This is a genomic window from Pseudomonas sp. NBRC 111140 (genome assembly GCF_001320885.1).
Lineage (GTDB): Bacteria > Pseudomonadota > Gammaproteobacteria > Pseudomonadales > Pseudomonadaceae > Aquipseudomonas > Aquipseudomonas putida_P.
In genome coordinates, this window is sequence record NZ_BCBQ01000072.1 from 1 (window position 1) to 25,741 (window position 25,741).

Genomic DNA, 25,741 nt, shown 5'->3' on the forward strand with positions numbered 1-25,741 from the left:
CAGGTGGGGCGGTTTGAAGTCTTCGACCCAGGTTTGCAGGGCGCTGACCGGCAGCACATGGGGCTGGGTGGACGGCGCTTGGTTGCCGCTCACCAACTCGGCCATGTCCAACTGGCGCATGTGCCGTTTGCGCAGGGCAGGCGAGCCGGTGATGCGGGCGGTCATGGCGTTGGTCCACAGGTGTGGGCTGTAGCCGATCCAGACTTCCTTGGCGGTATCGGGGCAGGTATCGGCCCACACCCAGCCCAGGGTGCGGCTGGAGAGGTAGCGTTCACGCAGGTGGTAGTTCTCCAGCCCTTGGTAGCGCAGTTCCTTGTACAGGCCTGCGCCAACGTACTCATGGATGACCAGCTTTTCGCCCAGCGGGCCTTTCATGAACACGTAGACATAGCCCTGACGCAGGGCGCGGAGGGTATAGGCGGAGTGCTGCAGCGGGGCAAAGCCTTGTTCGAGGTTGAAGCCTGCGTCGGCATAGCGGTAGGCGGGGGAGTCGCCGGTGCGCGGCACGATGGCATAGCGCACTGGCAGGATGGGGATGCGTGCACTGCAGGCGGGACCAGAGGTGGCACTGCTGACGGAGGCATTGCTCATGAGAGTTCCTTGCTCAGAGAGCAGCCCTTTCAGACATTAGGCGTAGAGTGGCCTGCTCCAGTACAGAAAAGACTGAAAGATAATTGGCTGACGATTGTTGTGTAAGAAATTTCTTACTTGCTATTTTAAGTTGTAGGGATATGGATTTGCTGGGCGATAAGCGAAGTAGGATGCCTCGATTAATTATTTTTGGTCGAGGGTGAAAGTGTAATATTTTATGTGGGTTTATTCGTGCTTTAGTAACGGGGGAAGTTATAACTAAGTTTGTAGGAGTTTCCTTACTTAAACCGTCCTCTATCTATTCAGTTTTTGCACTTGGCCATGACGACTTGGCAAGTTCTCGGTGTGCCTCCCGAGCGACTGGCATAGCGTATGCAGTTGTTCATCGACTTCTGACGGGCAATGCTGAGGGTATTGCCCCAGGCCAGGCCACCCTCGCCGGTCGTGGGGACGGCTTTGGCGAAGCAGTTGGAGCCCACCGCAGGTGTGGCGTAGCGGGGTTTGCTGGAGCAGCCAGCGGTGAGCGCCAGGCTGAGGGCTAGCAGGGTGTTCAGCACCCAGGACTCGATTGGGCGTATCGGTTGTCTGCGCATGTGATCCCCTTGTCCGCTTGGCGGCAAATGCCTTGCAGGATATTTCATTCAAGCCAAACGGTGAACTATCGCGGCGTCAAGGGGCTCCTTTGCTAAGCGCACCCTGCGCTCAACTGATGGTACAAGCCCATCAGCCCCGGGTCACTGAATGAAAAGGAGGCACCGTGACCGCATCTGACCAAAATTTCTACCGCTGTACACCCAGCCCGCTGCACGCCTTGTTGCTGGCCGGCAGTGTGCCGTTGTTTCTGGGTGCGCTACTGAGCGATATCGCCTACTACAACAGTTATCAAATCCAGTGGAGTAACTTCGCCGCCTGGCTGATCGCCGGTGCGCTGGTGTTCTGCGGGCTGGCACTGCTGTTCGCGCTGGCCAACCTGATCCGCGCCGAACGCAAGGGCGGGCGCCCTACGCTGTATTTCGTGCTGCTGCTGGTGACCTGGGTGCTTGGGCTGATCAATGCCTTCGAACATGCCAAGGACGCTTGGGCAGTGATGCCGTCGGGGCTGGTGTTGTCGGTGATCGTGACCGTGCTTGCGGTAGTGGCTGCATGGACCGGCTTGAGCAACCTGCGTTCGGGAGGTGCGGCATGAAGCCTTTACATGCATTGAGCCTGTTGAGCTTGACGCTGGCGCTTGGTGCCTGTGGTGGCGACGGTGAGCCGACCCAGGCCCACGGCCCAGACCCGAAGCTGCCGGAGCCGCAGCGCGGCTTGCTGCCGAGCATGAAGATTGCGCAGCCGGTTGCCTGGGGTGAACAGAAACCGACCGTGCCGGAGGGTTTCAGCGTCACGGCCATTGCCACTGACCTGAAGATTCCGCGGCAGAGCCTGGTGCTGCCCAATGGTGACATTCTGGTAGCCGAGGGCAGGGGTGGCAGTGCGGCCAAGCTCAAGCCCAAGGACGTGATTGCCAGCCAGATCAAGGCCAAGGGCAACACGCAGGTAAAGGGCGGCAACCGCCTGACCTTGCTGCGTGATGCCGACGGCGATGGCGCCTATGAGGTGCAGACCGTGTTCGCGGAAAACCTCAACGCCCCCTACGGCTTGGCGTTTGCCGACGGCAAGCTGTATGTGGCCAACCAGGATGCGCTGGTGCGCTTCGACTACAAGGAAGGCCAGACCCAGGCCGAAGGCTCGCCCACCAAGGTCACCGACCTGCCGGCCGAGATCAACCACCACTGGACCAAGGCGCTGACCATCAGCCCGGATGGTCGTTACCTGTACGTGGGCATAGGCTCGAACAGCAATATCACCGAGCGCGGCCTGGAGGTCGAGATCGATCGGGCCATGGTCTGGCAGGTCGATGCCAAAACCGGTGCGCACCGGCCCTACGCCACCGGCCTGCGCAATCCGACGGCATTGACCATTCAGCCGCAGACCGGGCAGTTGTGGACGGTGGTCAACGAGCGGGATGAACTGGGCCCCGACCTGGTGCCGGATTACCTCACATCGGTGCGTGAGGGCGGCTTCTATGGTTGGCCTTACAGCTACTGGGGACAGAACGTGGATGACCGTGTGCGGCCGCAGAACCCAGGCAAGGTGGCAGCGGCGATCAAGCCGGATTACAGCCTGGGCTCGCATGTGGCTGCCCTGGGTGTCGACTTCTCGATACCGGCCATGGGGGATGGGTTTTCCGACGGTGTCTTCGTGGGCGAGCACGGCAGCTGGAACCGACCTGACCCGGTGGGCTACAAGGTGATTTTCGTGCCGTTCAGCAATGGCAAGCCTGCGGGAGAGCCGATCGACTTCGCCACGGGGTTCCGAGGTGAGGATGGCAAGACCCGTGGACGGCCGGTGGGGGTGACAGTGGACCCCCGTGGGGCGTTGATCATTGCCGATGATTTGGCGAATACGGTTTGGCGGGTGACGCGCAATCGCTGAATGAACTACCGGGGTTGCGCGATCCGCTGGGCTTGCGCGACAGCGTCTACACGGATCGCGCAGCGCTTCAGAAGCGGTAGTTGAAGCTGGCTTCCAGCGTCCGTGGTGCCCCTGGCGTAACCAGGTCCACCGAGCCGTGCGCCGAGGCATAGTAGTCACGGTCGAAGGCGTTCTTCAGGCGCAGCGCGGCATCCCACTGCGGCACGCTGTACAGCAGTGCGGCGTCGAAGGTGGTGTAGCCCGGCATCACCACTACGTTGTCGAGCGCGGTGTAGCGCTCGTCGACGTAGTTGGCACCGGCAGCCACGCGCCACTCTGGGGTCAGGGTGCGCACCAGCCAGATGTTGGCGCTGTTACGCGGCGTCAGCGTAGGGGTCTGGCCTTCATTGGCCACGCCATTGGTCTTGCTGTTCGACTTGGTGATCTCGGCATCCAGGTAGGCGTAACCGGCGTAGACTTGCCACTTGTCCGAGAGCTGCCCGCTGACGGTGGCTTCGAAACCATCGGTACGTTGCTCGCCCGCCAGTACGGTCAGGTTGGGGTTGGCCGGGTCGGCAGTCTTCATGTTGGTGCGCTCAAGGCGGAACACCGCAGCGGTCAGCGACAGGCGGCTGTCGAGCAGGTCCCATTTGGCGCCGATTTCATAGTTGGTGGTTTCTTCCGGCTCCAGATGCTGGTTGGTCGGGCTGACCGCGAACACTTCGCCCGAAGGCTGGTAGCTGCGGCTGACCGACACGTAGTAGGACTGGATGGTGTCCGGCTGATAGACCAGGCCGGCGCGCGGGCTCCAGGTCTTGTCGGTGCGGTCGAGGTCGACGTTCTGCACGCGGTCGTCGTCGTACTCCTGGCCGAAGATGTCATAACGCACACCCACCAGGGCCTTCCAGTGCTCGTTAAGCTCGATCATGTCCTGCAGGTACAAACCGGTGGTCTGCTGGAAGTTGGTGCCTTTGGACGACAGGTTGGCGGCATGGTCTGGCACCGGCACCAGGGCGTCGCGGTACACCGGCACCTGGGCCACATTGTTTTGGCTCAGCACGCGCTGGTACTTGTCCTGCAAGCCCACTTCCACGCCATACAGCAGGTTGTGCTGCATGCCGGCCACTTGCGCCTGCTGCTTGAGTTCGGTCTGGTTGAATACACCGTACTCGTCACGGGCAACGTTGCCACGGTTGAGCTTGACCAGCAATTCGCCGTTGGGCGCAGTGACGAAGCGTGTCGGGCTGCTGTCGGCCAGGGTGTTGTTGCGGTCCAGGTCGTAGCGGTAGTAACGGCTGGTGTTGGTCAGCGTGAAGCTGTCGTTGATGCGGTAGTCCAGGCTGGCGGTCAGCGAGAACACCTCGCTGCGGGCGTAGTCCTGGTCGGCATCGCCAGAGCCGAAGCGCTTGTCGCGATCGACATCCACCGGGCGGTTGCCCAGGGCCGGGATGCCGAAGTCGATCAGGCGCTTGTCGTACAGGTAGGTGGCGCCCAGGTTCAGTTCCAGGTCGTCCGAGAGGCGGAAGTAGGCCGACGGCGCGATGGCCTTGCGGTCGATATAGCCATCGTCGCGGAAGGTGTCGCTGTCTTCGAAGGCGCCGGTCACGCGGTAGGCCTGGTTGCTTTGCGGGTCGGCCCAACCGGTGTCGAACTGCGTGCGGCGTTTGCCTTCGCTGTCGAAGCTCAAGCCCACTTCGCGCTTGGGCGTGAAGCTTGGCTTCTTGCTGATGCTGTTGATCAGCCCGCCCGAAGAGCCACGGCCATACAGCACGGCGGCTGGGCCCTTGATCACCTCGACACGCTCGACGTTGGACAGGTCACGGAAGTACAGGGCATCGTCGCGCACGCCGTCGATGTACATGTCGCCAATGGCGCTGAAGCCGCGGATGGTCACCTGGTCGCGCTGGCCGTCGCCGTTGGACAGGCCGATGCCGGGCACGTTCTTCAGCACGTCCTCCATGGACTGCGCGCCCTGATCCTTGATTACGCTTTCGGGCACGACGTTGACGGTTTGCGGGATATCACGCAGCGGCGCGTCGATCTTCATGGCGCTGCGGCTTTCACTGGCCTTGTAGCTTTGCTGCTCGTAGGCGCTGGTGACGGCAGTGGCGGGCAGGGCGAGGCTACCCTGCGCTTGGGTTTGAACGGCAGCGTGAACAGCAGGCACAACCAGCAGGCCCAGCATGGAAATGGATGCTGGGGCAACAGACCTTTTTGCCATTACAGGTGACTCTTTGTTGTTTTCGAGGTCACGAATAGTAATGATTTGTAAATGTAAAGCAAGTGTAAAGAGTTCGCATTTGCTATTACAAGCGTGGGGTGGCGAGAAGGAGGCGAAACCGGTCGCAGCGGATGTGTGCGGGCAGGGTGGTGGGCAACGTCTATGCTTGTTGGCGCGTGAGCCTTTCGCGCCCTTTTTTGGTCTTGATCACATGGAAGCAGGCCTATGAACCCGATTCGTTCTCTCGCTCGTGCAGTTGCCTTGGCCACACTGGTTTCCGCTGCCAGCCTCACGGCACACGCTGCTGATATCCCGATTGCCAGCGAGGCACTGGAAAGCCACGTCACCACGCAAGTCACAGCCATCGACCTGGCCAACCGCCAGGTGACGGTGAAGGGCCCTGATAACAAGAAGGATGTGACGTTCCAGCTCACGGAAAAGGCCAAGGCCCTGCCTAATCTCAAAGTGGGCGACCAGGTCGATATCTTCGTCACCCGTGCCGTGGCTTATGTGCTCAACACCAATGTGGGTGGGGCGCCAAAGGCCAGTGAGGAGTCGGGGACCATTCGCGCCACTGCGCAAAACCCCAACCCGGGTGGCGAGGCATTCCGCCAGGTCAGGGTCACTTCGCAGATCAAGAAGATCGACCTCAAGCAGCATGAGGTGAGCCTGCTGCCACCAGAGGGCAAGCTGCAGGTCGTCAAGGTCGAGAACCCAGACCTGCAGGCGCGCATGAAGAACCTCAAGGTTGGCCAGACGGTCGACGCGATCTACACCGAAGTGCTGCGCATTGAAACCTCGCGCTGAGCATTCATCGAGGTAGGCTGCGGGTTGCCCGTGTATGTATCCGTCGTGATGCCTTGCATGACGGCGGATGGCGCACGAACAGCTGGATCACCCAATCCGGGCGGGTCTTGCTGGCGTCATTGAGCCAGTTGGCGACCGAGTCCTGAGCGTATTTGTCAGCTTCTGCCAGGCGCGGTACCAGCAGCGGCTCAGCCGCTTCAGGCGTTTGCTTGAGTGCGTTGATGTGCTCGCACCACACCCCACGTGGGCGTAGCACCTCGATACAGAAGCGCCTTACCAGCGGGTTCAGGTCGCCGGCGTAAGGCCCGAGCAGTGCGAGGGCTGCGTCCAGTTCTTGGGCCAGGCGTGGGCGCAAGGCCATCCACGCCCACTCGCGTACGCCAAAATGCTCATCGCGAGCGAATCGCAACTGCGCCAGCAGTGCAGGCTCCAGCAGTTGCGTGCGCGATAAATGCGCTTGGGCGAAGGCCGCCCAGCTGCGCACGGTATCGGAAGCATGCGAGCTGCACTGCGCCAGCACTTGCTCGCGCATCGGCGAGGAGGCCTGCTCCAACCATTGCCCCAGCGCCAGCCCGATGGCTGCGATCTTCTTCGACAGGCCCAACGAGGCTGTGTCTTCAGCGCAGGCGGTCAAATCGTCGATGAGCGTGGCTGGCAGCAGGGTGGCCAACGAGCCGACCAGGGCTCTCTGGTCCACCGCCAGGCATTCGGCGAGGTTGCGGGTTGGTAACTGCCCTAGATCAAGCAGGGTTTTGCGTTCATCTGTCATCGAATGTGTTCCATCACATCAGCTTTAGGTTTGCTCGTAGCGAGGCCCTTGGGTGTCGCGACGGGACAGGAGCCTAGCTCAATAGGTAGAGAACGTATCTATTCATGCGCCTGGCGAATAGTGTGCGTGCATGTTTTCGATTTCCATAAGTTTGGGGAATTTTCGATCATGGCGTGAATATTGGTCAGCGATGAGGATTGCCATGTTCAGTAAAACCCTGTGTCTTCTGGTGCTTCCCTTTGCCCTGGCGTTGCTAGCCGGGGCAGTTTTGCCGTTCCAGGCCGCAGGTAATGCCGCCGTCGGCCGGGCGTTGGGGCACTGGCTGTGGGGGGCATTCACGTCGTTGACGGTGAGTTCGCTGGTGGTTGTCGCCGCGCTGTTGATCCTCAGAGTGCCAGTGCCAGACCTAGACAAGGCCCTGCAGGGGCCATGGTGGCTTTGGGTCGGGGGAGTGCTGGGGGCGATGTATGTGGCCGGTGCCGCAGCACTTACTCCCAAACTGGGCGCGGCGGGGTTCCTGGTGCTGGTGGTGGCCGGGCAGATCATCACAGCGGTGCTCGCCGACCACTTCGGGGTAATGGGGCTGGGCGGTAAGCCGCTCAGCCTGGCCAGGGTAGCGGGTGTAGTGCTAATCCTGTGCGGTGTGCTGCTGGTGCAGGGTACATGGGCGCCGGCGCCATCGGCCGATTCCACGGTACCGGTGAAGCAGCAGGAAAACTGATCAGCGCCCTGGCTGGCTGCAGGCCCACACGGTTTCGCGCAGCCAGCGGTGCCCAGGGTCGCTGTCCTTGCGGCTGTGCCAGGCCTGCTGGTAGTCGAATGAGGGAATAGCCAGTGGCGGCGTGAACTGGCGCAGTGTCTTGTGTTGGCGTAACGACCCTACAGCGCGGCTGGCCACCGTCAGGATCAGATCGGTGCCAGCCAGCACTTCGACTGCCGCGCTCCAGTGTGGCAAGGCCAAGGCAATACGACGGCGCAGGCCTTGGGCGGCCAGTGCACGCTCGATTTCATCGAAGGCATCCGGGCGCATGGCCATCAACACATGGGGGCGTGCCAGCCAGTCTTCCAGGGCCAGATCACCGCGAGGGGGCAATACCTGGCGATCGGCAACACTGATGAAACGGTCGGCAAACAGGGGCTGGGCGGTGATGTCCTGGGGCAGGTCTGGGAACAGGCCCAGGGCCAGGTCCAGTTCGCCGTCGAGCAACTGGGCCAGCATCGTTTCGCGGCTGGCCTGGCTGATGGCCAGGTCCACCCCGGGTGCTACCTGGCGCAGATGGCGTAGCAGAGGCGGCAGGATAAGGCGCGAGGAATAGTCAGACAGTGACAGCCGGAAACGGCGCTGGGCCCTGGCGGGTTCGAACAACGGGGTAGCCAGCAGGCCGTTGAGGTTGCCCAGGGCATCTTGCAGGGGTTGGGCCAGCGACTGGGCGCGGGCGCTGAGGGCCATGCCGCCGCCTTGGCGTACCAGCAACGGGTCGTCGAAGTGTTTACGCAACTGCGCCAGGGCGTGGCTGACTGCCGGTTGACTGCGGTGCAGGCGCAGCGCGGCGCGGGTCACGTGCTTTTCGCTGAGCAGGGCGTGCAAGGCGAGCAGTAGGTTGAGGTCGATCTTGCGCAGCTCATCCATGGAGTGAATGATCCTGTAGAAATTAAAGGCGTGAATCAGCTTAACAAATGATGTGGCCACATGGCCCCCACAAAGGGCTGCGCCGACCTGTCTAGCGTTATACTCCCCGTCCGTTTTACTGTTATCCGAGTATTCCGATGGGTCTTTCCGCAACTGCCACACCCGAACCGCGTCGCCTTGGCGCACCTATTATCGCCATGACCTTGCTGCTGGCTGGCGCCTGGTTCCTCAACTTCAATGCCGGCTTCAAGCAGGTTTTGTTGCTGGTGGTCGGCGCCGCGCTTGGTCTGACGCTGTATCACGCCGCCTTCGGTTTCACTTCGGCCTGGCGAGTGTTCATCAACGAGCGACGTGGCGCAGGCCTGCGCGCACAGATGGTCATGCTGACCTTGGCCGTGCTGCTGTTCTTCCCGGCGCTTTCGGCAGGTAGCCTGTTCGGTAACCCGGTCACCGGTCTGGTAGCCCCGGCGGGTGTCTCTGTGGTGTTCGGGGCGTTCATTTTCGGCATCGGCATGCAGCTGGGCGGCGGTTGCGCATCGGGCACGCTGTTCACCGTAGGGGGTGGTAATGCGCGCATGCTGGTAACCCTGCTGTTCTTCATCATCGGCTCGGTCAGCGCTACCCATCATGCTGATTGGTGGTTCGCCTTGCCGTCGTTCCCGGCCACCTCGATCGTGCAAACCTGGGGGGTAGGGCCTGCGCTGTTGGTTAGCCTGGCGGTATTCGGGTTGATCGCCTGGGCTACCGTGGTGCTGGAAAAACGCCGGCATGGCGCGCTTGAGGCGCCGGTTGCCAGCGAACACCAGGGCCTGCGCCGCTTCCTGCGTGGTCCTTGGCCATTGCTGTGGGGCGCTGTCGCCCTGGCCTTGTTGAACTACGCGACCTTGGCGCTGGCGGGGCGGCCATGGGGCATTACCTCGGCGTTCGCCCTGTGGGGGGCTAAGGTGCTCAACGGGTTGGGTGTGGATGTCGGCAGTTGGGTGTTCTGGCAGGCTCCGGCCAATGCCAAGGCCTTGGCGGCGCCGTTGTGGCAGGACATCACCACAGTGATGGACCTGGGCATCGTGCTGGGGGCGTTGCTGGCGGCGGGCCTGGCCGGGCGCTTTGCGCCAAGCCTGAAGATCCCGCTGCCGTCGCTGGTGGCCGCAGTGATTGGCGGCCTGCTGCTGGGCTACGGTTCGCGCCTGGCGTACGGGTGCAACATCGGTGCGTATTTCAGCGGTATCGCCTCGGGCAGCGTGCATGGCTGGCTGTGGCTGGTGGCGGCCTATGCTGGCAACCTGGTCGGCGTGCGCCTGCGCCCGCTGTTTTTCGCTGGTGAGCGGCGCCCTGCGGTACTGGGCGGGTGCTGAAGCACTGATTTGATTGCTGCAAGGGGTGCAGAAATCATCTGCACCTCGCCTGATTGTTCAACGTTTCCTACCTGATTAGCCTGATTCGAACACTCATCCAGCAGGATTCGATCATGGTTACCCGCATCATTCTCAATGGCACCGGCACTGCCGATGTCATGCAGCTCGAACACATGGCGGTGCAAACTCCAGGGCCTGGGCAGGTCTGGCTGGAACAGACAGCCATGGGTGTGAACCCGCTGGACGTGTTGCAGCGCAAGGGTGGGGCAGGGCTGGCATTGCCGTCAGGCCTGGGGCTGGAAGGTGCAGGTAGGGTCACTGCCCTCGGCGATGGGGTTCGCAACGTGCAGGTCGGCGACCGGGTCGCCTATGCGATGGGGCCGGTCGGCGCTTATGCCAGCGGCCGGCTGTTCCCGGCCGAACGGCTGGTCAAGCTGCCGCCGCAGCTGGAGGACGAAGCCGCCGCAGCGGTGCTGTTCAAGGGCATTACGGCGCAATACTTGTTGAAAACCACCTTTGCCGTGGGGCCGGGTACACAAGTGCTGCTATACGGCGCAGCCGGTGCCTTGGGCCAGCTGATGGCACCTTGGGCGCGGCACCTGGGGGCGACGGTGATCGGCGTGGTGTCGCGCCCGCAAAGTGTGGCGAGGGCACAGGCAGCAGGCTGCCAGCATGTGCTGGTGTTCGACGCGGCAACCTTGGCCAGCCAGGTGCGCAAGCTGACCCAAGGGCAAGGGGTGGATGTGGTGTATGACTGCGTGGGCAAGGTGTCGCTGGAGGCTTCGCTGGACAGCCTGCGAGTGCGCGGCCTGTTGGTGTCGTTCGGTGGCACCTCCGGTGCACCGGCGGCTATCGAGGTGGCCACGCTCAATGCCAAGGGCTCGTTGTACCTGACCCGGCCGTCGTTAGCGGCCCACACCCGCACGGTCGAGGAGTACCAGCAGCGTGCGGCCGATGTGCTGACGGCCGTCGCCGAGGGTATCATCCAGCCTCGGGTGTGGCGTCGCTACCCGCTGGCTGACGCAGCCAAGGCCCACGGGGACCTGGAGCAAGGGCGGTCGGAGGGCGCGTTGGTACTGACTGCCTGATGCCCGATCCTTGACCCCACTGCCCTGAGCCGAGCCTTGCCATGGATGCCTTCGACAGCCGCCGCGCCGATGAACTTGCCACTTTGCTGGCCTTGCATGAGCAGGGCTCGTTTGCTGCTGCCGGGCGACAACTGGAGCGCCACCCCACGGTGCTGTCGAAACGCCTGAGCTCACTGGAAACGCGGCTGGGCATTCGCCTGGTGGAGCGCAGCACGCGGCAGTTGCGCTTTACCGATGAGGGACAGCGGCTGGTAGCCAAGGTACGCGAGGCAAGCCGGCTGATTGCCGAAGCGGAGCAGGAGGCTGCCGAAGGCGCTGCAACGGTGCGTGGGCGCCTGCGTCTGGCGTTACCGGCGGCCATGGGCAGGCGCTGGTTAAGCGGGATGCTTGCCGACTTTGTGCTGGCCTACCCGCAAGTGACGGTGGAGGCCGAGTACGCCGACCGTTTCGTTGACCTGATCGGCGAGGGCTTCGACGCCGCGATTCGCATTGGTGAGCTAGCGGACAATCGACTGGTGGCGAGGAAATTATGCGATCACGTACGCATCCTGTGCGCATCGCCTCAGTACCTCGCTCGGCATGGGGTGCCTGCGGAGCCGGAACAATTGCCTGAGCATAATTGTTTAGGTTTCAGTGGTTTACGATCATTTCCTGAATGGCGCCTGAAGAGCGGCGCGCATCAGGTAAACGTCAAGGTTACCGGTAGCCTGCGCAGCAATGACAACGAAGCGCTGCTGGAGGCAGCGCGCCGCGGTGTAGGAATTTTGGCGGGTGGCGACTGGCTGATGGGCGAGGACCTGGCCAGCGGCAACCTAGTACGGGTGCTGCCGCAATGGCAATTGGACGTGGCGGCGGGCATCTACCTGGTGCGACCCACCGCACGCCTGAATACAGCGGCCCTGGGCGCCTTCAAGGCCTGGCTGGAGGACCGTTTCAAGGGCGGCGCCCCTTGGCGGCCCTGAAACGGTCTTTGTAGGCGCAGCACAAGGTTACGCCTACATGACTTTATGTTTACTTAATAACTTATTGATAAATAAGTAATTATCTTTTTGCTACAGCATGCTGAACACACTGCTCGTAGTAGGTCTGCTTGATCGCGGCAGGCTTGAGTCGCGAGCGGCTATTGTAGGTCTGCTCGGTAATGCCAAAGGCGGTCATGCGCATCCACGGTTTGGGGAATTTGCGTACCTGCAGCTTCTTGCGCGTGGCATACAGGGTTACCCCGGAAAGCTTGGCCTGCTGGGCCTCGGCGGCTATCTGCGCACCCCAGCCGCAGGTGTGGCGATCGTTCTGGCTCAGTGCGCGGGCCTGGGCGCTGAAAGCGAGCGTGGCCAGCAGGCAGCCGGCCATCGTTGCTAGAAGTACTCGCATGTTGCTGTCCTAAGCGTCTGAAAGGAAAAAGAGTTTGCCTTCACTTTCAGTGGCTGGGGGCCAGCAATTTGCCGTCAGAATATGGCCATGCGCAGCGGGCTGGCAGCAGGCTTGCGCAGGCTGATCCACGCCAGGCTGGCGACCCAGATCACCGACACACCATAGTTCAGGCGCTGATACAGGCCGAACAGCTGGCCGCTTTGGGCCGCCTGGCCCATCAGTATGACGGTGACGATCGCCAGCACTACACAGACCAGAGAAAACAGCGCAAATGCAGGCGAGCCAGCAATGCGGCTGCCCTGCCATGCCCAGAGGGCGCTGGCAACGGTCAGGGAGAGGAACATCAGCAAGCCGGACAGGTTATGCAGTTGCTGGGCGGTGGATGGCTGTGTCGGTGCGCAACCCTGATCGCAAGGGAACCACCCGGTTCCCAGGCTGCCGATGCCATGCAGCAACACCAGGCCGGCACTCAGCAGCGCCAGCTTCGAGCCACGCCAGCGTCGGGCGAGGCCCCAGGCAAACAGGCCGAACAACCCGGCCAAGGGAAAATTGTTGAGCAGTGGCGACCAGCTGTGGGTTGGCGAGCCTGTCGCACCCAGCTGGCTCATGGCCTGTTGCAGGTGGTCGTAGCCGGGGTACGCCAGGGCGGTGAGCCATACCCCTGCCAACAGCCAGAGGGGTATCAGCAGGCCGCTGCCGAGCAACAGGCGGTCGAGGGTTTTCATGCTGCGGTGTCCTTCCATGGATGAGTGAGCGTGAGGGCGCACAGTACAGGCTTGCGCGGGGCTTGAGCCAGTGCTTCTGTGGGTTTTTCCTGGGCTGGGGGCCTGCAAAGGTGAGCAATAAATACCGCACCGGGTGTATGTGATCGTACAACCGCTTGCGCTATGATGAGCGCTGTCTTTCAAGGTGAAATACAGGGCAATGACAGAGCAGCAGGTACAGGCAAGGACCCGGCGCAAGCCGCGCAGTCTGGCCCAGGAACTGGTCACAGTGCTGACCGAGCGCATTCGCAGTGGCCAGCTCAAGCGCGGCGACAAGCTGCCGACCGAATCGCAGATCATGGCCGAAGAGGGCGTCAGCCGCACCGTGGTGCGTGAGGCGATCTCGCGGCTGCAGGCTGCCGGGCAGGTAGAGACCCGTCATGGCATCGGCACCTTCGTGCTGGATGCACCGGCAACCGGGGGCTTTCGCATCGACCCGGCCACTGTGGTCACCCTGCGCGAAGTGCTGGCGGTGCTGGAGTTGCGCATTGCCCTGGAGATCGAGTCCGCTGGGCTGGCGGCGCAGCGACGCAGTGATGAAGCGCTGGCTGGTATGCGGGCGGCGCTGGACGAACTCAACGAAGGGGCCGCCCATGCCACTGATGCGGTGTCGGCGGACTTCCAGTTCCACTTGCGCATCGCCCAGGCCAGCGGTAACCACTACTTCGCCGATATCATCAACCACCTGGGTACCAGCATCATTCCGCGCACCCGGCTGAACTCGGCGCGGCTGGCCCATGATGATCAGGCGCATTACATGAGCCGGTTGATGCATGAGCACGAGGCGATCTATGAAGCGATTGCCCGGCAGGACAGCGAAGGGGCGAAGATGGCCATGCGTATGCACCTGAGCAACAGCCGCGAGCGCTTGCGTCAGGCGCATGAGGCGGCTGAGGCACAAGGGGCCTGAGCCATTTGTCGCCGGTCCAGCCAAAAGAAAGCCCCGCCATGTGCGGGGCTTTCTTGTTTCAGGCAGCCCGTCAGATCACCTCCTCGCTCCATTGCCCGTTCACCAGCCGACGCAGCCCCAGCGGGTTGCCATCGCGCAGTGCTTCGGGCAGCAACGCCTGCGGATAGTTCTGGTAGCACACCGGGCGCAGGAAGCGGTCGATGGCCAAGGTGCCGACCGAGGTGCCACGCGCATCCGAGGTCGCAGGGTAAGGCCCGCCGTGAACCATGGCATCACACACTTCGACACCGGTCGGGTAGCCATTGATCAGGATCCGCCCGACTTTCTCCTCAAGCAGTGGCACCAACCAGGCGTAGGCCTCGAAATCTTCCGCTTCGCCGATCAGGGTAGCGGTCAACTGGCCACGCAGGCCGAGCAGGGCGGCGCGCAGTTGTTCGTCGTCCTGCACTGCTACGGCCACGGTGGTGGGGCCGAACACTTCTTCCTGCAGCAGCGGGTCAGACTGGACCAGCAGGCCTGCATCGGCCTTGAACAGCTGGGCGCGGGCCTGGCTGCCTTCCTGCTTCTGGCCGGCCAGGTGCTGGATTCCACTATGGGCATGCAGGTGCTCCAGGCCGCCAACGTAGCTGCGCAGGCCTCCCGCGTTGAGCATGGTTTGCCCGGCCTGTTGGTCCAGATGCTGGCCAAGGTCGGCCAGTAACTGGTTGTACTGCGGCGACTGCAGCCCGATCACCAGGCCCGGGTTGGTGCAGAACTGCCCGGCACCCATGCACACAGAGCCGGCCAGTTCGCGAGCAATGGCCTCGCCACGCTTGGCCAGGGCGCCCGGCAGGATGATGACCGGGTTGATGCTGGACATCTCGGCGAACACCGGGATTGGCTGCGGGCGCTCGGCGGCCATGCGGCACAGAGCGTCACCGCCTTTCAGCGAGCCGGTGAAGCCAACGGCCTGGATGGCTGGGTGCTTGACCAGCCACTCGCCCACGCCGCCTCCGAATACCATGTTGAACACGCCTTTGGGCATGCCGGTACGTTCGGCAGCGCGCACGATGGCGCAAGCAACCAGGTCGGCGGTGGCCATGTGGCCGCTGTGCGCCTTGAACACCACCGGGCAGCCGGCGGCCAGGGCTGCGGCGGTATCACCGCCAGCGGTGGAGAAGGCCAGCGGGAAGTTGCTGGCGCCAAACACAGCTACCGGGCCGACACCGATGCGCATCTGGCGCAGGTCTACGCGTGGCAGGGGTTGGCGTGCGGGCAGTGCCAGGTCGATGCGCGCGCCGAGGAAGTCGCCGCGACGCAGTACCTGGGCGAACAGGCGCATCTGCCCACTGGTGCGGCCGCGCTCGCCCTGGATACGGGCGGCGGGCAGGGCTGTTTCGCGGCAGACGATGGCGACGAAGGCATCGTCCAGTTCGTCCAGTTCGGCGGCGATGGCGTCGAGAAACTCGGCACGACGTGCCGGGGCCAGTTGGCGGAATTCGGCGAAGGCGGCGGCGGCGGCGCTGGCGGCCTGGTCCACTTCGGCCTCGGTAGCTTGGGCGAAGCTGAAGGGCAGGGCTTCGCCAGTGCTGGCGTCCAGGCTCTGCAGGCGCTGAGAACCAGCGGCACTGCGCCGACCGGCGATGAAGTTGTGGCCGAGGATTTCAGGCATGGGGTGCTCCTGTAGGTTGAAAGAAAATCTGGCGGGTTGTCGCATGACCTGTGGGAGCGGGCATGCCCGCTCCCACAGCATGCCCTCGGCATCAGGTAATCGGTGCCGGGTTGAACAGGGTGATGTCGTTGTGTAGCCGGTGCTGCTCGGCCCAGGTCTGCTTGCGGCCGCTGGCCACGTCCAGGTAGTAATGGAACAGTTCCCAGCCCAGCTCTTCGATGGTCGAACGGCCTGTGGCGATGCGCCCGGCGTCGATATCGATCAGGTCGGGCCAACGCTGGGCCAGTTCGGTGCGCGTGCACACCTTGACCACGGGTGCCATGGCCAGCCCGTAAGGGGTGCCTCGGCCTGTGGTGAACACATGCAGGTTCATGCCGGCGGCCAGTTGCAAAGTGCCGCAGACGAAGTCGCTGGCCGGGGTGGCGCAGAAGATCAGGCCCTTGCGCGTTACCCGCTCGCCTGGGCCAAGCACGCCCTGGATAGCACCGCTGCCCGATTTGACGATCGACCCCAGGGATTTCTCGACGATATTGGACAGGCCACCTTTCTTGTTGCCCGGCGTCGTGTTGGCACTGCGGTCGGCGGCCCCTTGCTGCAGGTAGCGGTCGTACCAGTCCATTTCGCGCACCAGGGCATCGGCAACGTCCTGGTTTTGCGCGCGCGAGGTCAGCATGTAGATGGCGTCTCGTACCTCGGTCACTTCCGAGAACAGCACCGTAGCACCGGCACGTACCAGCAAGTCCGCGGCGTAGCCCAGCGCAGGGTTGGCGGTGATGCCCGAGAAGGCATCGCTGCCACCGCACTGCATGCCGAGGATCAACTCGCTGGCCGGTACGGTTTCGCGGCGGCGCTGGTCGAGCTTCTTGAGGCGGGTTTCGGCCAGCTCCATGATTTGCTCGATCATTTCCACAAAGCCCAGGCTGGCGTCCTGCAGGCGGTACAACCATGGCTCGCTGAGGTCTACCGACGGGTCGTTGTCGTGCATCACCTGGCCGGCCTGCAGCTTTTCGCAGCCGAGGCTGATGACCAATGCCTCGCCACCCAGGTTGGGGTTGCGGGCCAGGTTGCGCACGGTGCGGATCGGGATGTAGGCGTCGCGAGCGTTGATGGCCACGCCGCAGCCGTAGCTGTGGGTGATGGCTACCACGTCATCGACGTTGGGGTACTTGGGCAGCAGTTCGCTGCGAATGCGCTTGACCGCATGCTCCAGCACGCCGGTCACACACTGCACGGTGGTGGTGATGCCGAGGATGTTGCGGGTGCCAACGGTGCCGTCGGCATTGCGGTAGCCTTCGAACGTGAAGCCTTCGAGTGGCGGCAGCGGTTGTGGGACGGCGTCGCAGCGCGGCAAGCTGTCCAGTTCCGGGGCGGCCGGCATGGCCAGTTGGCTTTCCTGCACCCAACTGCCCTGGCGTAGGTCCTCCAGCGCGTAGCCGATGATTTGCCCGTAGCGGCGCACGGGCTCGCCTTTGGCGATGGCCTTGGTTGCGACCTTGTGGCTTTGTGGCACGCCTTCGACCAAGGTCAGGCCGTCGGCGAAGTGGGCGCCTTCGCCCAGGCCGCCGTCGTTGACCACCACCACGACGTTATCGTCGTCGTGCAGGCGGACGTAGCGCGGCGAGTCGGAATGTTCGATCAACTGCATGTTTGGGCCCTACTTGTCAGGTTCTCAGGCTTTTTGTACATCTGCCCGCACCGGTTGCCCCGGGGCGGGCGTGTTCACTCAGTGGCGCGAGCTGGCCAGTTCGCCATTGGCGGCAGGCTCAGCCTGTGGCTTTGGGGCGTCGTCGCGCAGTTCGATACGCTTGATCGGGCCGACGATCACCAGGTAGCTGAACACCGCCACCAGCGCGTTGGCGCCCACGTACACCAGCGCCCATTTGAACGAGCCGGTGGCGCTGATGATGTAGCCGATCACGATAGGGGTGGTGATCGAGGCGATGTTGCCGAAGGTGTTGAACAGGCCACCGGACAGCCCGGCGATCTGTTTCGGCGAGGTGTCTGCCACCACCGCCCAACCCAGCGCGCCAATGCCTTTGCCGAAGAACGCCAGGGTCATGAAGCCAACCACCATCCACTCGGCATCGACGTAGTTGCAGAACACCATGGTGGTCGACAGCAGCAGGCCGCAGACAATTGGCAGTTTGCGCGAGAAGGTCAGCGAGTTGCCACGGCGCAGCAGCCAGTCGGAGATCACGCCACCCAGCACGCCCCCAATGAAACCGCAGACCGCCGGCAGCGAGGCGATGAAGCCGGCCTTGAGAATGGTCATGCCACGTTCCTGCACCAGGTACACGGGGAACCAGGTAAGGAAGAAGTAGGTGATAGCGTTGATGCAATACTGGCCCAGGTACACGCCCAGCAGCATGCGGCTGGTCAGCAGTTGCTTGATGTAGCCCCATTTCGGGCCGTCGTTGCCGCGCTTCTGGTCCATGTCCACCAGGCCGCCGTTCTGCTCGATGTGCTCAAGCTCGCTTTGGCTGATGCGTGGGTGTTGGCGCGGGTTGTGGATGGTTTTCAGCCACACCATGGAGAACACGATGCCCAGTGCACCCATGACGACAAACACGTGCTCCCAGCCGAAGCTGAACACGATCCAGCCCATTATCGGGGCGAACAGCGCCGTGGCGAAGTACTGCGCCGAGTTGAAGATGGCTGAGGCAGTGCCGCGCTCCTGAGTCGGAAACCAGGCGGCGACGATGCGTGCGTTACCCGGGAACGACGGGGCTTCGGCGAAGCCAACCAGAAAGCGCAAGGTGAAGAGGGTGACAACCGCCCAGGCAACCGGCAGGCCACCGACAAAACCCTGCAACAGGGTGAACAGCGACCAGGTGAAGATGCTGAAGGCGTAGACGTTCTTGGAACCGAAGCGATCGAGCAGCCAGCCACCAGGAATCTGGCCAGCCACGTAAGCCCATCCGAAGGCGGAGAAGATATAACCGAGGGTTACGGCGTCAATGCCGAGGTCTTTCTGCAGGCTGGAGCCTGCGATGGCGATGGTAGCGCGGTCGGCATAGTTGATCGTGGTCACCAGAAAAAGCATGAACAGGATCAGGTAGCGCACATGCGTCTTTTTAGTCGCTTGCATGCTGGCAATACTCCCACTAGTTATTTTTGTGCGGGCTCACGAATTGTAACCGGAGTGGGGCTGGCCCACTCCGGGCGCGGCATCTGGCAGGCCGCGGGCAGGGCTTACTGCGGGCCCATCTTGTCCATCAGCGCGGCGAGCATCTCGTACTCTTCTGCGGTGAGGTCGGTCAGCGGGGTGCGCACGGGGCCTGCGTCGTAACCGGCAATTTTGGCGCCGGCCTTGACGATGCTCACGGCGTAGCCGGCTTTGCGGTTGCGAATGTCCAGGTACGGCAGGAAGAAATCGTCGATCAGCTTGGCCACGGCAGCGTGGTCGTCACGGGCGATGGCGCTGTAGAAGTCCATGGCGGTCTTCGGCACGAAGTTGAACACCGCGGAGGAGTACACCGGCACGCCCAGGGCCTTGTAGGCAGCAGCATACACTTCGGCGGTCGGCAGGCCACCCAGGTAGCTGAAACGTTCGCCCAGGCGGCGACGGATCGACACCATCAGCTCGATATCACCCAGGCCATCCTTGTAGCCGATCAGGTTCGGGCAGCGCTCGGCCAGTTTTTCCAGCAGGTCGGCGTTCAGGCGGCAGACGTTGCGGTTGTACACCACCACGCCGATGTTCACCGATTTGCACACCGCTTCTACGTGTGCGGCTACGCCGTCCTGGCTGGCTTCGGTCAGGTAATGCGGCAGCAGCAACAGGCCCTTGGCACCCAGGCGCTCGGCTTCTTGTGCGTATTCGATGGCCTGACGGGTGGACCCACCAACACCCGCGAGGATAGGAACCGAGGTGGCGCAGGTATCGACGGCGGTCTTGATCACCTGGCTGTACTCGCTGGCGGCCAAGGAGAAGAACTCACCGGTGCCGCCAGCGGCGAACAGGGCGCTGGCGCCATACGGGGCCAGCCACTCCAGGCGCTTGATGTAGCCAGCCGGGTTGAAGTCGCCCTGGGCGTTGAAGTCGGTGACCGGGAAAGACAGCAGGCCGTGGGAGAGGATGGATTTAAGTTCTTGTGGATTCATTGTTGTTGGCATCCTGTGGCGCTTGGGTGAAGGGTGTTGTTCTGCGTTAGAGGTAAGTTATCGTACAACTTAAGCGATGACTAGCCCTCCTTGCAGAAAAATTTGTGTGCGCCGGTCTGGGGGTGGCGGCGCTCGATCTCGCAGGCGCTAAAAATGACACGGCGACCGCATGTTGGTCATCGTATCTCTTAGGTGGGGAGGGGTAAAAAACGATCGCGGAGACAGGTACAAGCCCGCCGCCCGATTCCACGGGAAGTGTTCTGGGACCAGCAGAGGGTGACCGGGGAAACGGGGGCGACCTTGCGCCGCCCCGCGATCAAAGCAGAGGAAACTGAATGTCAGGCAGCGTGCTGGCGCTTGACCTGCGCCTTGCGTACCTGGGCTCGGCAGGCATCGCCGAAAGCCTGGAAGATCTTGATCGAATCAGGGTTCTTCGCCGCTTGCCATTCTGGGTGCCACTGTACGGCGAACAGGAACGGCGAAATGCTCGGCGCGTGAATCGCTTCAACCAGGCCATCTTCGGCATGGGCGATAGCTTCGATACCGGCGCCGAGCTTGTGCAGGCCCTGGCCATGCAGCGAGTTGACGCGAATCTCGTCGGTACCCAGGGTGTCACGCAGCCAGCTGCCCGGCTGGATCTTTACCCCATGTACCTGGGCGTACTGCACTTCAACCGGGTCTTCCGGGTTTTCCCGGTGGTCATTGAAGCCAGGCTCGGCGTAGACCTTCTGGTAGATGTCGCCACCCAGGGCCACGTTGATTTCCTGCATGCCACGGCAAATGCCGAAGATTGGCAGGCCACGCTTGATCGCCGCCTTGACCAGTGGGATGTCGAACAGGTCGCGGTTCTGGTCCTGGCCCTTGCCTGGGGTTTCATTTTCCTGGCCATACAGGGCCGGGTCGATGTTGCTGCCAGCGCCCGTCAGGTACACGCCGTCGGCCATGTCCAGGTAGGTCTCGAGGTCTTCAATGCCGCAGCAGGTGGGCACCAGTACCGGGACGCAATCGGAAAACTCGACCAGCGGGGTGATGTATTTGTGGGTCATGACCTGATAGTCATGGCCTTTGCGCTCTTGGCTGCCCATGGTCATCAGGACGACGGGTTTGCGCAGGGAAGGTTGCTTGTTGCCAATGTTGCTGTTGGACATATGTCACCTTGGGACAGGTTCAACCTGTCGTTGTTGTGCAGGCGCACGGCGCGGGGCTCTGGGTGCTGCCTGTAGCCCCGAGCACTGCCGGCTCGTCAGAGGCGACGATTCCGGTCGGGGCATGTAGATAGCTTGCCAGAGCCGTTCGATATGTCAAACGACGGAAGAGGGCTTTAATGCGGGGGATGCGCCGGTTTTTGGGGGCTGAAACCGATGCGGGCCTGTGGTGGCGTGGGTTTGGCGGGGGCGTTGGTCAATAATATTTAACGATGCAGTTGGGTCTTTGCAGCGGTGCAATGAGCAAGGCGCTCGAGGCAAGCGCGGTCCTTGTAGGAGCGGCCTTGTGTCGCGAAAGGGCCGCAAAGCGGCCCCGGATTTCAGCACTGATGCACATTGCTGAGGCTGCTGCGCAGCCCTTTTGCGACGCAAGGCCGTTCCCACACGCATCAGACCTCCATTCAGTGCAGTATCTGCGCCAGAAACGCCTTGGCCCGCTCGGTGCGCGGCTGGTTGAAGAACACCTGCGGCGGGCTGTCTTCGATGATCTGCCCACCCTCAAGGAACAGCACGCGCTCGGCTACCTGCCGGGCAAAGCCCATTTCGTGGGTGACGCACAGCATGGTCATGCCCGTGCCGGCCAACTGCACCAGCACATCCAGCACCTCGGCGACCATTTCCGGGTCCAGCGCCGAAGTAGGCTCGTCGAACAGCATGATCCGTGGCTTCATGCACAGCGCCCGGGCGATGGCCACGCGCTGCTGCTGGCCACCGGACAACTGGCTGGGGTACTTGTGCGCCTGGCTTTCGATGCCGACCTTGCTCAGGTACATGCGTGCCCGCTCCTCGGCGTCCTTGCGTGACAGCCCGCGCACGCTGGTGGGGGCCAGCAGGCAGTTGTCGAGCACGCTCATGTGTGGAAACAAGTTGAAATGCTGGAACACCATGCCGATGTCGCTGCGCACCTGCGCGGCCTCGCGCGTGGTGGCTGACAGGTCGATGCCATCCACCTGGATGCTGCCCTGCTGGGCAATCTCCAGGCGGTTGATGCAGCGGATCAGGGTCGACTTGCCCGAGCCGGAGGGCCCGCACAGCACGATGCGTTCGCCTTCGCGCACCTGCAGGTCAATGTCACGCAGCACGTGGAAGGCGCCGTAATGCTTGTTCAGGCCTTCGATACGGATCAGCACCGGGCGCGGGTCGGGTTCGGGGGCAAGGGTGGCAAGGCTCAGTGGTGCGGTCATGTTGTTTTTCTCCCGCGTGGGTTCAGTCGAAACGGGTCGCGCTGTAGGGCGCGGGGTCGGTGAAGGGGCGCTCGCCAGTGAGCAGTTCGGCCAATAGCCGGCCGCTGACCGGGCCCAGGGTGAGGCCGTGGTGGGCGTGGCCAAAGTTGAACCACAGCCCCGGGTGGCGCGGTGCCGGGCCGATCACCGGGCGCATGTCGGGCAGGCACGGGCGACGGCCCAGCCATGGGGTGTCGTCCAGCCGCTCGCCGAGGGCCGGGAACAGCTTGCGCGCCAAGGCTTCGCAACGGCCCAGCTGGATCTGGTTGCCAGGCGCCCCGGCTGCGTCGAACTCGATGCCGGTGGTCAGGCGTACACCGCGTGCCATCGGCGCCAGCACGTAGCCGCCCTGGGTATCGCAGATCGAGTGCTCCAATTGTGCGCCGTCGCGGGTGCTGTAGTGCATGTGGTAGCCACGTTTGATCGCCAGCGGAATCTGATAGCCCAGGCCGCTGAACAGGTCCGCCGACTGCGGGCCGAGGCAGGCCACCACCTCGTCGGCGGTAACCGGGCCACGACGGCTTTCTACCCGCCACTGGCCGTTGGCTTGGCGCAGGCTGCGCGCATCGCCATGCAGGAACTGCCCGCCGCGCTGCAGGAACAGCGCGGCATAGCCACGGGTGAGGGCGCCGGGGTTGTTCACGGTCTTTGGGTCGAGCCAATGAATGCCACCGACCACGGTGGCGTCCAACTGGTGCTCGCGTGCCTGCAGTTGCCCGCATTCGAGTATCTCGAACTGCAAGCCGTAGCGGCTCAGGCCCTTGGCGTCAGTTTTGGCCTGCTCGAACAGCGCAGGGTCGCGGAATACTTCGATCCAGCCTTTGGCCTGCACCAGCCCTTCAAGGCCGGCCGCTTCGATCAGCGCGTCGTGTTCTTCGACGCAGCGTTGTACCAGCGGCAGCATATCGGCGGCGGCCCCGGCCAGGCGGCCGGGCGCCGACTGGCGCCAGTAGCGCCACAGCCACGGTGCGACCTTGGGCAGGTGCGCCAGGCTGTAGCGCACATCGGGCTGGCGGTTCAGGCCATAGCGCAGCAGCGCGCCCAGTTGCCGGGGGAAGGCGTAGGGGATGACGCTGGAGCGCTCGATCAGCCCGGCGTTGCCGTGGCTGGTGCCGCTGCCCGGTTCGTCGCGGTCGATCAGAATCACCTGGCGCCCGCGGGCCTGCAGGTGCAGGGCGGTGCTGACGCCGACGATACCGGCGCCGAGGACAAGGGTCTGGCAATGCATGGAACGTATCCTTCGGTCAGTTCAGGTGGCGGCCCAAGCGGCCTTCCAAGTGTTTCAGCAGGCGCCTTACCAGCTCGACGATCACCAGGTAGAGCACGGCCGCCCACAGGTAGATCTGGAAGTCGAAACTGCGCGAGAAGGCCAGTTTGGTCACGCCCATCAGGTCGTAGATGGTCACCAGCGAGGCAATCGCGCTGGCCTTGATCATCAGGATCAGTTCGTTGCCCAGTGGGCCGATGGCCACGAGCAGCGACTGCGGCAAGATCACCTTGAAGAAGGTGGTCGAGCGTTTCAGGTTCAGCGCCCGTGCCGCCTCATGCTGGCCGGGCGCAACGGCCATCAGGCTGCCGCGGAAGATCTCGGCTTGATAGGCGGCGGTGTTCAGGGTGAACGCCAGCAAGGTGCAGAACCACGCCTCGCGGAAGAACCACCACAGGCCGACGTCCTGCCAGAAGCCCTTGAGCGAGCCCAGCCCGTAATACAGCAGGAACAGCTGCGCCAGCAGTGGCGAGCCGCGGAAGAAGTACACGTAACCGGCGGCCATGCGCTGCAGCACCAGGCTGCGCGACATGCGTGCCAGGGCCAGCAGCAGGCCGAGCACGGCGCCCAGGGTGAAGGAAATGGCCACCAGTTTGGCAGTTACCAGCAAACCGTCGAGAAAGCGTGGGCCGTAGCGCTCCAGCAGGTCGGGGTCGAGTACCAGCGCCAGCAGTTGATCGAGGCTCATGCGCGTGCTCCTAGCAGGTGGCGGTTGCTACGCCGTTCGATGTAGGCGAACACGCGCCCGGACAGTGCCGCGAACAGCAGGTAACCCAGGCAGGCGACGCCGTAGAAGAACATCGGCTCCTTGGTCACGCTGACCGCCAGGTTGGTCTGGCGCATCAGGTCGACCAGTGAGATGGTCGACACCAGCGAGGTGTCCTTGAGCAGCGACAGCCAATTGTTGGAAAGGCCGGGCAGGGCGATGCGGGTCAGTTGTGGCAGCAGCACCTTGAAGAACCCGGTGCGCTTGCTCAGGCCCAAGGCCGAGCAGGCTTCCAGCTGGCCCTTGGGCAGGGTCTTGAAGGCCGCCAGCCAGATCTCGCTGGAAAACGCGGCAAATACCAGGCTGAAGGCAATCATCGCGGCGAGGAAGGTGTTGATCAGGAATTCACCCTCGTAGCCCATGGCGGCGAGGATCTTCTGCGCGGCGATCTGGCAGCCGTAATAGATGATCAGCAAGGTCAGCAGCTCGGGCAGGCCGCGAAACACGGTTGAAAAGGTAGTGGCCCAGGCCCGTGGCAGGCGCTTGCGCGAGCGCGCCGCCAGGGCGACCACCAGGCCCAGTGGCAGGCCGATGGGCAGGCAGGCCAGGGCCAGGGAAACGGTAACCAGCGCGCCGGCCAGCAACGCCTGGCCCCAGCCTCCGCTGGCGAAGGACAGCAAGGACAATTGATCGAGCATGACGAACCCCTAAGATGGGCAACGCGGTCTCTTTGTAGGAGCGGCCTTGTGTCGCGATAGGGGGGCGTAGCGCCCCCACATTTTCAGCTTCGCCGCGAAGAACGCCGGGGCCGCTTTGCGGCCCTATCGCGACACAAGGCCGCTCCTACAGGGATTGCGCAGTTTCCTGAAGATCAGTTGTAGATATCGAAAGCAAAGTACTTGCTGGCGATCTTCTGGTAGGTGCCGTTGGCCACGATCTGTTGTAGCGCGGTGTTCAGGCGCTGGCGCAGGGCTTGGTCGTCCTTGCGCACGGCAATGGCGGCATCGGCCTTGGTGTCGGCCACATCGCCGAGGATCTTGCAGCAGTCCCCGCCGTTCTTGCTCATCCACTCGTGCAGCGGGAATTTGTCGGCAATCACGCCGTCCAGGCGGCCTGCGGCAAGGTCCGCGTTGGCCTCGTCCATGGTTGGGTACAGCTTCACATCGGCACCGGCCTTGCCATACACGTCTTCGGCGTAGATGGCCTGGGTGGAGGACGACTGGGCGCCGACGGTGTAGCCGACAAAGTCGGTCTGGGCGCTGTCGATCTTGCTGTCCTTGGCCACCGCAACGGTCAGTGGCGTGCGGTAGTAGTGGTCGGTGAACGCGATTTTCTTGCGCCGCTCTTCGGTGTCGATCATTGACGCCACCACTGCGTCGTACTTGCGTGCCATCAGGGCGGGGATGATGCCTTCCCAGTCCTGGGCCACCAGCGTGCATTCCACTTTCATCTGTTCGCACAGGGCATGGGTGATGTCGATATCGAAGCCATGCAGCTTGTTATCGGCGTCTACATAGTTGAAGGGCGGGTAGGCACCCTCCGTGGCGAAACGCAGGGTTTCGGCACTGGCGGCACCCGCCAGCAGCAGGGCGCACGCACCCACCAAGGCCATGGACTTGTTCATCTCG

At 63.1% G+C, this 25,741-nt stretch carries 25 protein-coding genes; 8 read left to right on the forward strand and 17 right to left on the reverse strand.

Features of this window, described 5'->3' with window-relative positions:
• Both APH42_RS20705 and APH42_RS20710 read right to left on the reverse strand, forming a co-directional pair.
• On the reverse strand, nt 1–591 hold a 591-nt coding region (locus APH42_RS20705), incomplete at its 3' end, for a toxin VasX (protein ID WP_374701060.1).
• Nucleotides 592–893: 302 nt separating this feature from the next.
• Nucleotides 894–1,184, reverse strand: coding sequence for a hypothetical protein (locus APH42_RS20710; RefSeq protein WP_012271947.1), 291 nt, complete (start codon nt 1,182–1,184; stop codon nt 894–896).
• A 164-nt stretch (nt 1,185–1,348) separates the two neighbouring features.
• Between APH42_RS20710 and APH42_RS20715 the strand changes: the two genes are divergently transcribed.
• Nucleotides 1,349–1,777: a DUF2231 domain-containing protein gene (locus APH42_RS20715; RefSeq protein WP_060494117.1), complete on the forward strand. Its 429-nt coding sequence runs from the start codon at nt 1,349–1,351 to the stop codon at nt 1,775–1,777.
• Entirely contained in the window at nt 1,774–3,066 is a 1,293-nt protein-coding gene (locus APH42_RS20720; RefSeq protein WP_060494118.1) for a sorbosone dehydrogenase family protein, read from the forward strand. The genes APH42_RS20715 and APH42_RS20720 overlap by 4 nt, the downstream gene beginning before the upstream one ends.
• Before the next feature lie 67 nt (nt 3,067–3,133).
• Here the strand turns inward: APH42_RS20720 and APH42_RS20725 are convergent, their stop codons facing one another.
• Nucleotides 3,134–5,266: a TonB-dependent siderophore receptor gene (locus APH42_RS20725; protein WP_060494119.1), complete on the reverse strand. Its 2,133-nt coding sequence runs from the start codon at nt 5,264–5,266 to the stop codon at nt 3,134–3,136.
• A gap of 225 nt (nt 5,267–5,491) precedes the next feature.
• On the opposite strand from APH42_RS20725, the gene APH42_RS20730 reads away from it, so the two are divergent.
• Complete coding sequence (locus tag APH42_RS20730; protein ID WP_012271951.1) at nt 5,492–6,073, forward strand: hypothetical protein; 582 nt, start codon at nt 5,492–5,494, stop codon at nt 6,071–6,073.
• Nucleotides 6,074–6,077: 4 nt separating this feature from the next.
• Here the strand turns inward: APH42_RS20730 and APH42_RS20735 are convergent, their stop codons facing one another.
• The gene (locus tag APH42_RS20735; RefSeq protein WP_060494120.1) at nt 6,078–6,842 is read right to left on the reverse strand and encodes a hypothetical protein; all 765 of its coding nucleotides are present in this window, start codon (nt 6,840–6,842) and stop codon (nt 6,078–6,080) included.
• 202 nt (nt 6,843–7,044) lie between these two features.
• Here APH42_RS20735 and APH42_RS20740 point away from each other — a divergent pair, with 202 nt between their 5' ends.
• Nucleotides 7,045–7,563, forward strand: coding sequence for a DMT family transporter (locus tag APH42_RS20740; protein ID WP_060494121.1), 519 nt, complete (start codon nt 7,045–7,047; stop codon nt 7,561–7,563).
• On the opposite strand, the gene APH42_RS20745 is transcribed toward APH42_RS20740, so the two are convergent.
• Entirely contained in the window at nt 7,564–8,472 is a 909-nt protein-coding gene (locus APH42_RS20745; RefSeq protein WP_012271954.1) for a LysR family transcriptional regulator, read from the reverse strand.
• 137 nt (nt 8,473–8,609) lie between these two features.
• Here APH42_RS20745 and APH42_RS20750 point away from each other — a divergent pair, with 137 nt between their 5' ends.
• From APH42_RS20750 to APH42_RS20760, 3 genes are all read left to right on the forward strand, one after another.
• A complete protein-coding gene (locus APH42_RS20750) occupies nt 8,610–9,824 on the forward strand; it encodes a YeeE/YedE family protein (RefSeq protein WP_060494122.1) in 1,215 nt (404 codons plus the stop codon).
• Nucleotides 9,825–9,937: 113 nt separating this feature from the next.
• Complete coding sequence (locus APH42_RS20755; protein WP_060494123.1) at nt 9,938–10,912, forward strand: quinone oxidoreductase; 975 nt, start codon at nt 9,938–9,940, stop codon at nt 10,910–10,912.
• A 41-nt stretch (nt 10,913–10,953) separates the two neighbouring features.
• The gene (locus tag APH42_RS20760) at nt 10,954–11,874 is read left to right on the forward strand and encodes a LysR family transcriptional regulator (protein WP_060494124.1); all 921 of its coding nucleotides are present in this window, start codon (nt 10,954–10,956) and stop codon (nt 11,872–11,874) included.
• Nucleotides 11,875–11,953: 79 nt separating this feature from the next.
• Here the strand turns inward: APH42_RS20760 and APH42_RS20765 are convergent, their stop codons facing one another.
• On the reverse strand, nt 11,954–12,283 hold the full coding sequence (locus APH42_RS20765; protein WP_012271958.1) for a hypothetical protein: 330 nt from the start codon (nt 12,281–12,283) through the stop codon (nt 11,954–11,956).
• A 74-nt stretch (nt 12,284–12,357) separates the two neighbouring features.
• Nucleotides 12,358–13,008 (reverse strand): DUF998 domain-containing protein, encoded by a 651-nt coding sequence (locus tag APH42_RS20770; RefSeq protein WP_012271959.1) that lies wholly within the window; start codon nt 13,006–13,008, stop codon nt 12,358–12,360.
• A 199-nt stretch (nt 13,009–13,207) separates the two neighbouring features.
• Here APH42_RS20770 and APH42_RS20775 point away from each other — a divergent pair, with 199 nt between their 5' ends.
• A complete protein-coding gene (locus APH42_RS20775; RefSeq protein WP_012271960.1) occupies nt 13,208–13,957 on the forward strand; it encodes a FadR/GntR family transcriptional regulator in 750 nt (249 codons plus the stop codon).
• 70 nt (nt 13,958–14,027) lie between these two features.
• On the opposite strand, the gene APH42_RS20780 is transcribed toward APH42_RS20775, so the two are convergent.
• The 10 genes from APH42_RS20780 to APH42_RS20825 all read right to left on the reverse strand — a co-directional run bounded on the left by APH42_RS20780 (nt 14,028) and on the right by APH42_RS20825 (nt 25,737).
• The gene (locus APH42_RS20780; protein WP_060494125.1) at nt 14,028–15,608 is read right to left on the reverse strand and encodes an aldehyde dehydrogenase (NADP(+)); all 1,581 of its coding nucleotides are present in this window, start codon (nt 15,606–15,608) and stop codon (nt 14,028–14,030) included.
• 91 nt (nt 15,609–15,699) lie between these two features.
• Nucleotides 15,700–17,253 (reverse strand): galactarate dehydratase, encoded by a 1,554-nt coding sequence (garD, locus tag APH42_RS20785; RefSeq protein WP_012271962.1) that lies wholly within the window; start codon nt 17,251–17,253, stop codon nt 15,700–15,702.
• A 78-nt stretch (nt 17,254–17,331) separates the two neighbouring features.
• Nucleotides 17,332–18,696, reverse strand: a complete 1,365-nt coding sequence (locus APH42_RS20790; protein ID WP_060494126.1) for an MFS transporter — start codon at nt 18,694–18,696, stop codon at nt 17,332–17,334.
• A gap of 104 nt (nt 18,697–18,800) precedes the next feature.
• Nucleotides 18,801–19,712 (reverse strand): 5-dehydro-4-deoxyglucarate dehydratase, encoded by a 912-nt coding sequence (gene kdgD / locus APH42_RS20795; RefSeq protein WP_012271964.1) that lies wholly within the window; start codon nt 19,710–19,712, stop codon nt 18,801–18,803.
• 338 nt (nt 19,713–20,050) lie between these two features.
• On the reverse strand, nt 20,051–20,860 hold the full coding sequence (locus APH42_RS20800) for a gamma-glutamyl-gamma-aminobutyrate hydrolase family protein (protein WP_060494127.1): 810 nt from the start codon (nt 20,858–20,860) through the stop codon (nt 20,051–20,053).
• Between the two features lie 458 nt (nt 20,861–21,318).
• Complete coding sequence (locus APH42_RS20805) at nt 21,319–22,101, reverse strand: amino acid ABC transporter ATP-binding protein (RefSeq protein WP_060494128.1); 783 nt, start codon at nt 22,099–22,101, stop codon at nt 21,319–21,321.
• A gap of 22 nt (nt 22,102–22,123) precedes the next feature.
• On the reverse strand, nt 22,124–23,368 hold the full coding sequence (locus APH42_RS20810) for an FAD-binding oxidoreductase (protein ID WP_012271967.1): 1,245 nt from the start codon (nt 23,366–23,368) through the stop codon (nt 22,124–22,126).
• 16 nt (nt 23,369–23,384) lie between these two features.
• Nucleotides 23,385–24,095 (reverse strand): ABC transporter permease, encoded by a 711-nt coding sequence (locus APH42_RS20815; protein ID WP_012271968.1) that lies wholly within the window; start codon nt 24,093–24,095, stop codon nt 23,385–23,387.
• Entirely contained in the window at nt 24,092–24,811 is a 720-nt protein-coding gene (locus tag APH42_RS20820) for an ABC transporter permease (RefSeq protein ID WP_012271969.1), read from the reverse strand. Before APH42_RS20820 ends, APH42_RS20815 begins: the two co-directional genes overlap by 4 nt.
• Nucleotides 24,812–24,984: 173 nt before the next feature.
• Entirely contained in the window at nt 24,985–25,737 is a 753-nt protein-coding gene (locus APH42_RS20825; protein WP_060494129.1) for a transporter substrate-binding domain-containing protein, read from the reverse strand.
• Nucleotides 25,738–25,741 lie beyond the last annotated feature (4 nt).

Excerpts from the sequence above, each read along its gene's own strand:
- APH42_RS20710 (WP_012271947.1), bottom strand. The coding sequence starts at position 1,184 with ATGCGCAGACAACCGATACGCCCAATCGAGTCCTGGGTGCTGAACACC.
- APH42_RS20725 (WP_060494119.1), bottom strand. The coding sequence starts at position 5,266 with ATGGCAAAAAGGTCTGTTGCCCCAGCATCCATTTCCATGCTGGGCCTG.
- APH42_RS20770 (WP_012271959.1), bottom strand. The coding sequence starts at position 13,008 with ATGAAAACCCTCGACCGCCTGTTGCTCGGCAGCGGCCTGCTGATACCC.
- APH42_RS20750 (WP_060494122.1), top strand. The coding sequence starts at position 8,610 with ATGGGTCTTTCCGCAACTGCCACACCCGAACCGCGTCGCCTTGGCGCA.
- APH42_RS20815 (WP_012271968.1), bottom strand. The coding sequence starts at position 24,095 with ATGAGCCTCGATCAACTGCTGGCGCTGGTACTCGACCCCGACCTGCTG.
- kdgD (WP_012271964.1), bottom strand. The coding sequence starts at position 19,712 with ATGAATCCACAAGAACTTAAATCCATCCTCTCCCACGGCCTGCTGTCT.
- APH42_RS20760 (WP_060494124.1), top strand. The coding sequence starts at position 10,954 with ATGGATGCCTTCGACAGCCGCCGCGCCGATGAACTTGCCACTTTGCTG.
- APH42_RS20740 (WP_060494121.1), top strand. The coding sequence starts at position 7,045 with ATGTTCAGTAAAACCCTGTGTCTTCTGGTGCTTCCCTTTGCCCTGGCG.
- APH42_RS20720 (WP_060494118.1), top strand. The coding sequence starts at position 1,774 with ATGAAGCCTTTACATGCATTGAGCCTGTTGAGCTTGACGCTGGCGCTT.
- APH42_RS20790 (WP_060494126.1), bottom strand. The coding sequence starts at position 18,696 with ATGCAAGCGACTAAAAAGACGCATGTGCGCTACCTGATCCTGTTCATG.
- APH42_RS20805 (WP_060494128.1), bottom strand. The coding sequence starts at position 22,101 with ATGACCGCACCACTGAGCCTTGCCACCCTTGCCCCCGAACCCGACCCG.
- APH42_RS20800 (WP_060494127.1), bottom strand. The coding sequence starts at position 20,860 with ATGTCCAACAGCAACATTGGCAACAAGCAACCTTCCCTGCGCAAACCC.
- APH42_RS20780 (WP_060494125.1), bottom strand. The coding sequence starts at position 15,608 with ATGCCTGAAATCCTCGGCCACAACTTCATCGCCGGTCGGCGCAGTGCC.
- APH42_RS20730 (WP_012271951.1), top strand. The coding sequence starts at position 5,492 with ATGAACCCGATTCGTTCTCTCGCTCGTGCAGTTGCCTTGGCCACACTG.
- APH42_RS20810 (WP_012271967.1), bottom strand. The coding sequence starts at position 23,368 with ATGCATTGCCAGACCCTTGTCCTCGGCGCCGGTATCGTCGGCGTCAGC.
- APH42_RS20735 (WP_060494120.1), bottom strand. The coding sequence starts at position 6,842 with ATGACAGATGAACGCAAAACCCTGCTTGATCTAGGGCAGTTACCAACC.
- garD (WP_012271962.1), bottom strand. The coding sequence starts at position 17,253 with ATGCAGTTGATCGAACATTCCGACTCGCCGCGCTACGTCCGCCTGCAC.
- APH42_RS20825 (WP_060494129.1), bottom strand. The coding sequence starts at position 25,737 with ATGAACAAGTCCATGGCCTTGGTGGGTGCGTGCGCCCTGCTGCTGGCG.
- APH42_RS20755 (WP_060494123.1), top strand. The coding sequence starts at position 9,938 with ATGGTTACCCGCATCATTCTCAATGGCACCGGCACTGCCGATGTCATG.
- APH42_RS20820 (WP_012271969.1), bottom strand. The coding sequence starts at position 24,811 with ATGCTCGATCAATTGTCCTTGCTGTCCTTCGCCAGCGGAGGCTGGGGC.
- APH42_RS20775 (WP_012271960.1), top strand. The coding sequence starts at position 13,208 with ATGACAGAGCAGCAGGTACAGGCAAGGACCCGGCGCAAGCCGCGCAGT.
- APH42_RS20745 (WP_012271954.1), bottom strand. The coding sequence starts at position 8,472 with ATGGATGAGCTGCGCAAGATCGACCTCAACCTACTGCTCGCCTTGCAC.
- APH42_RS20765 (WP_012271958.1), bottom strand. The coding sequence starts at position 12,283 with ATGCGAGTACTTCTAGCAACGATGGCCGGCTGCCTGCTGGCCACGCTC.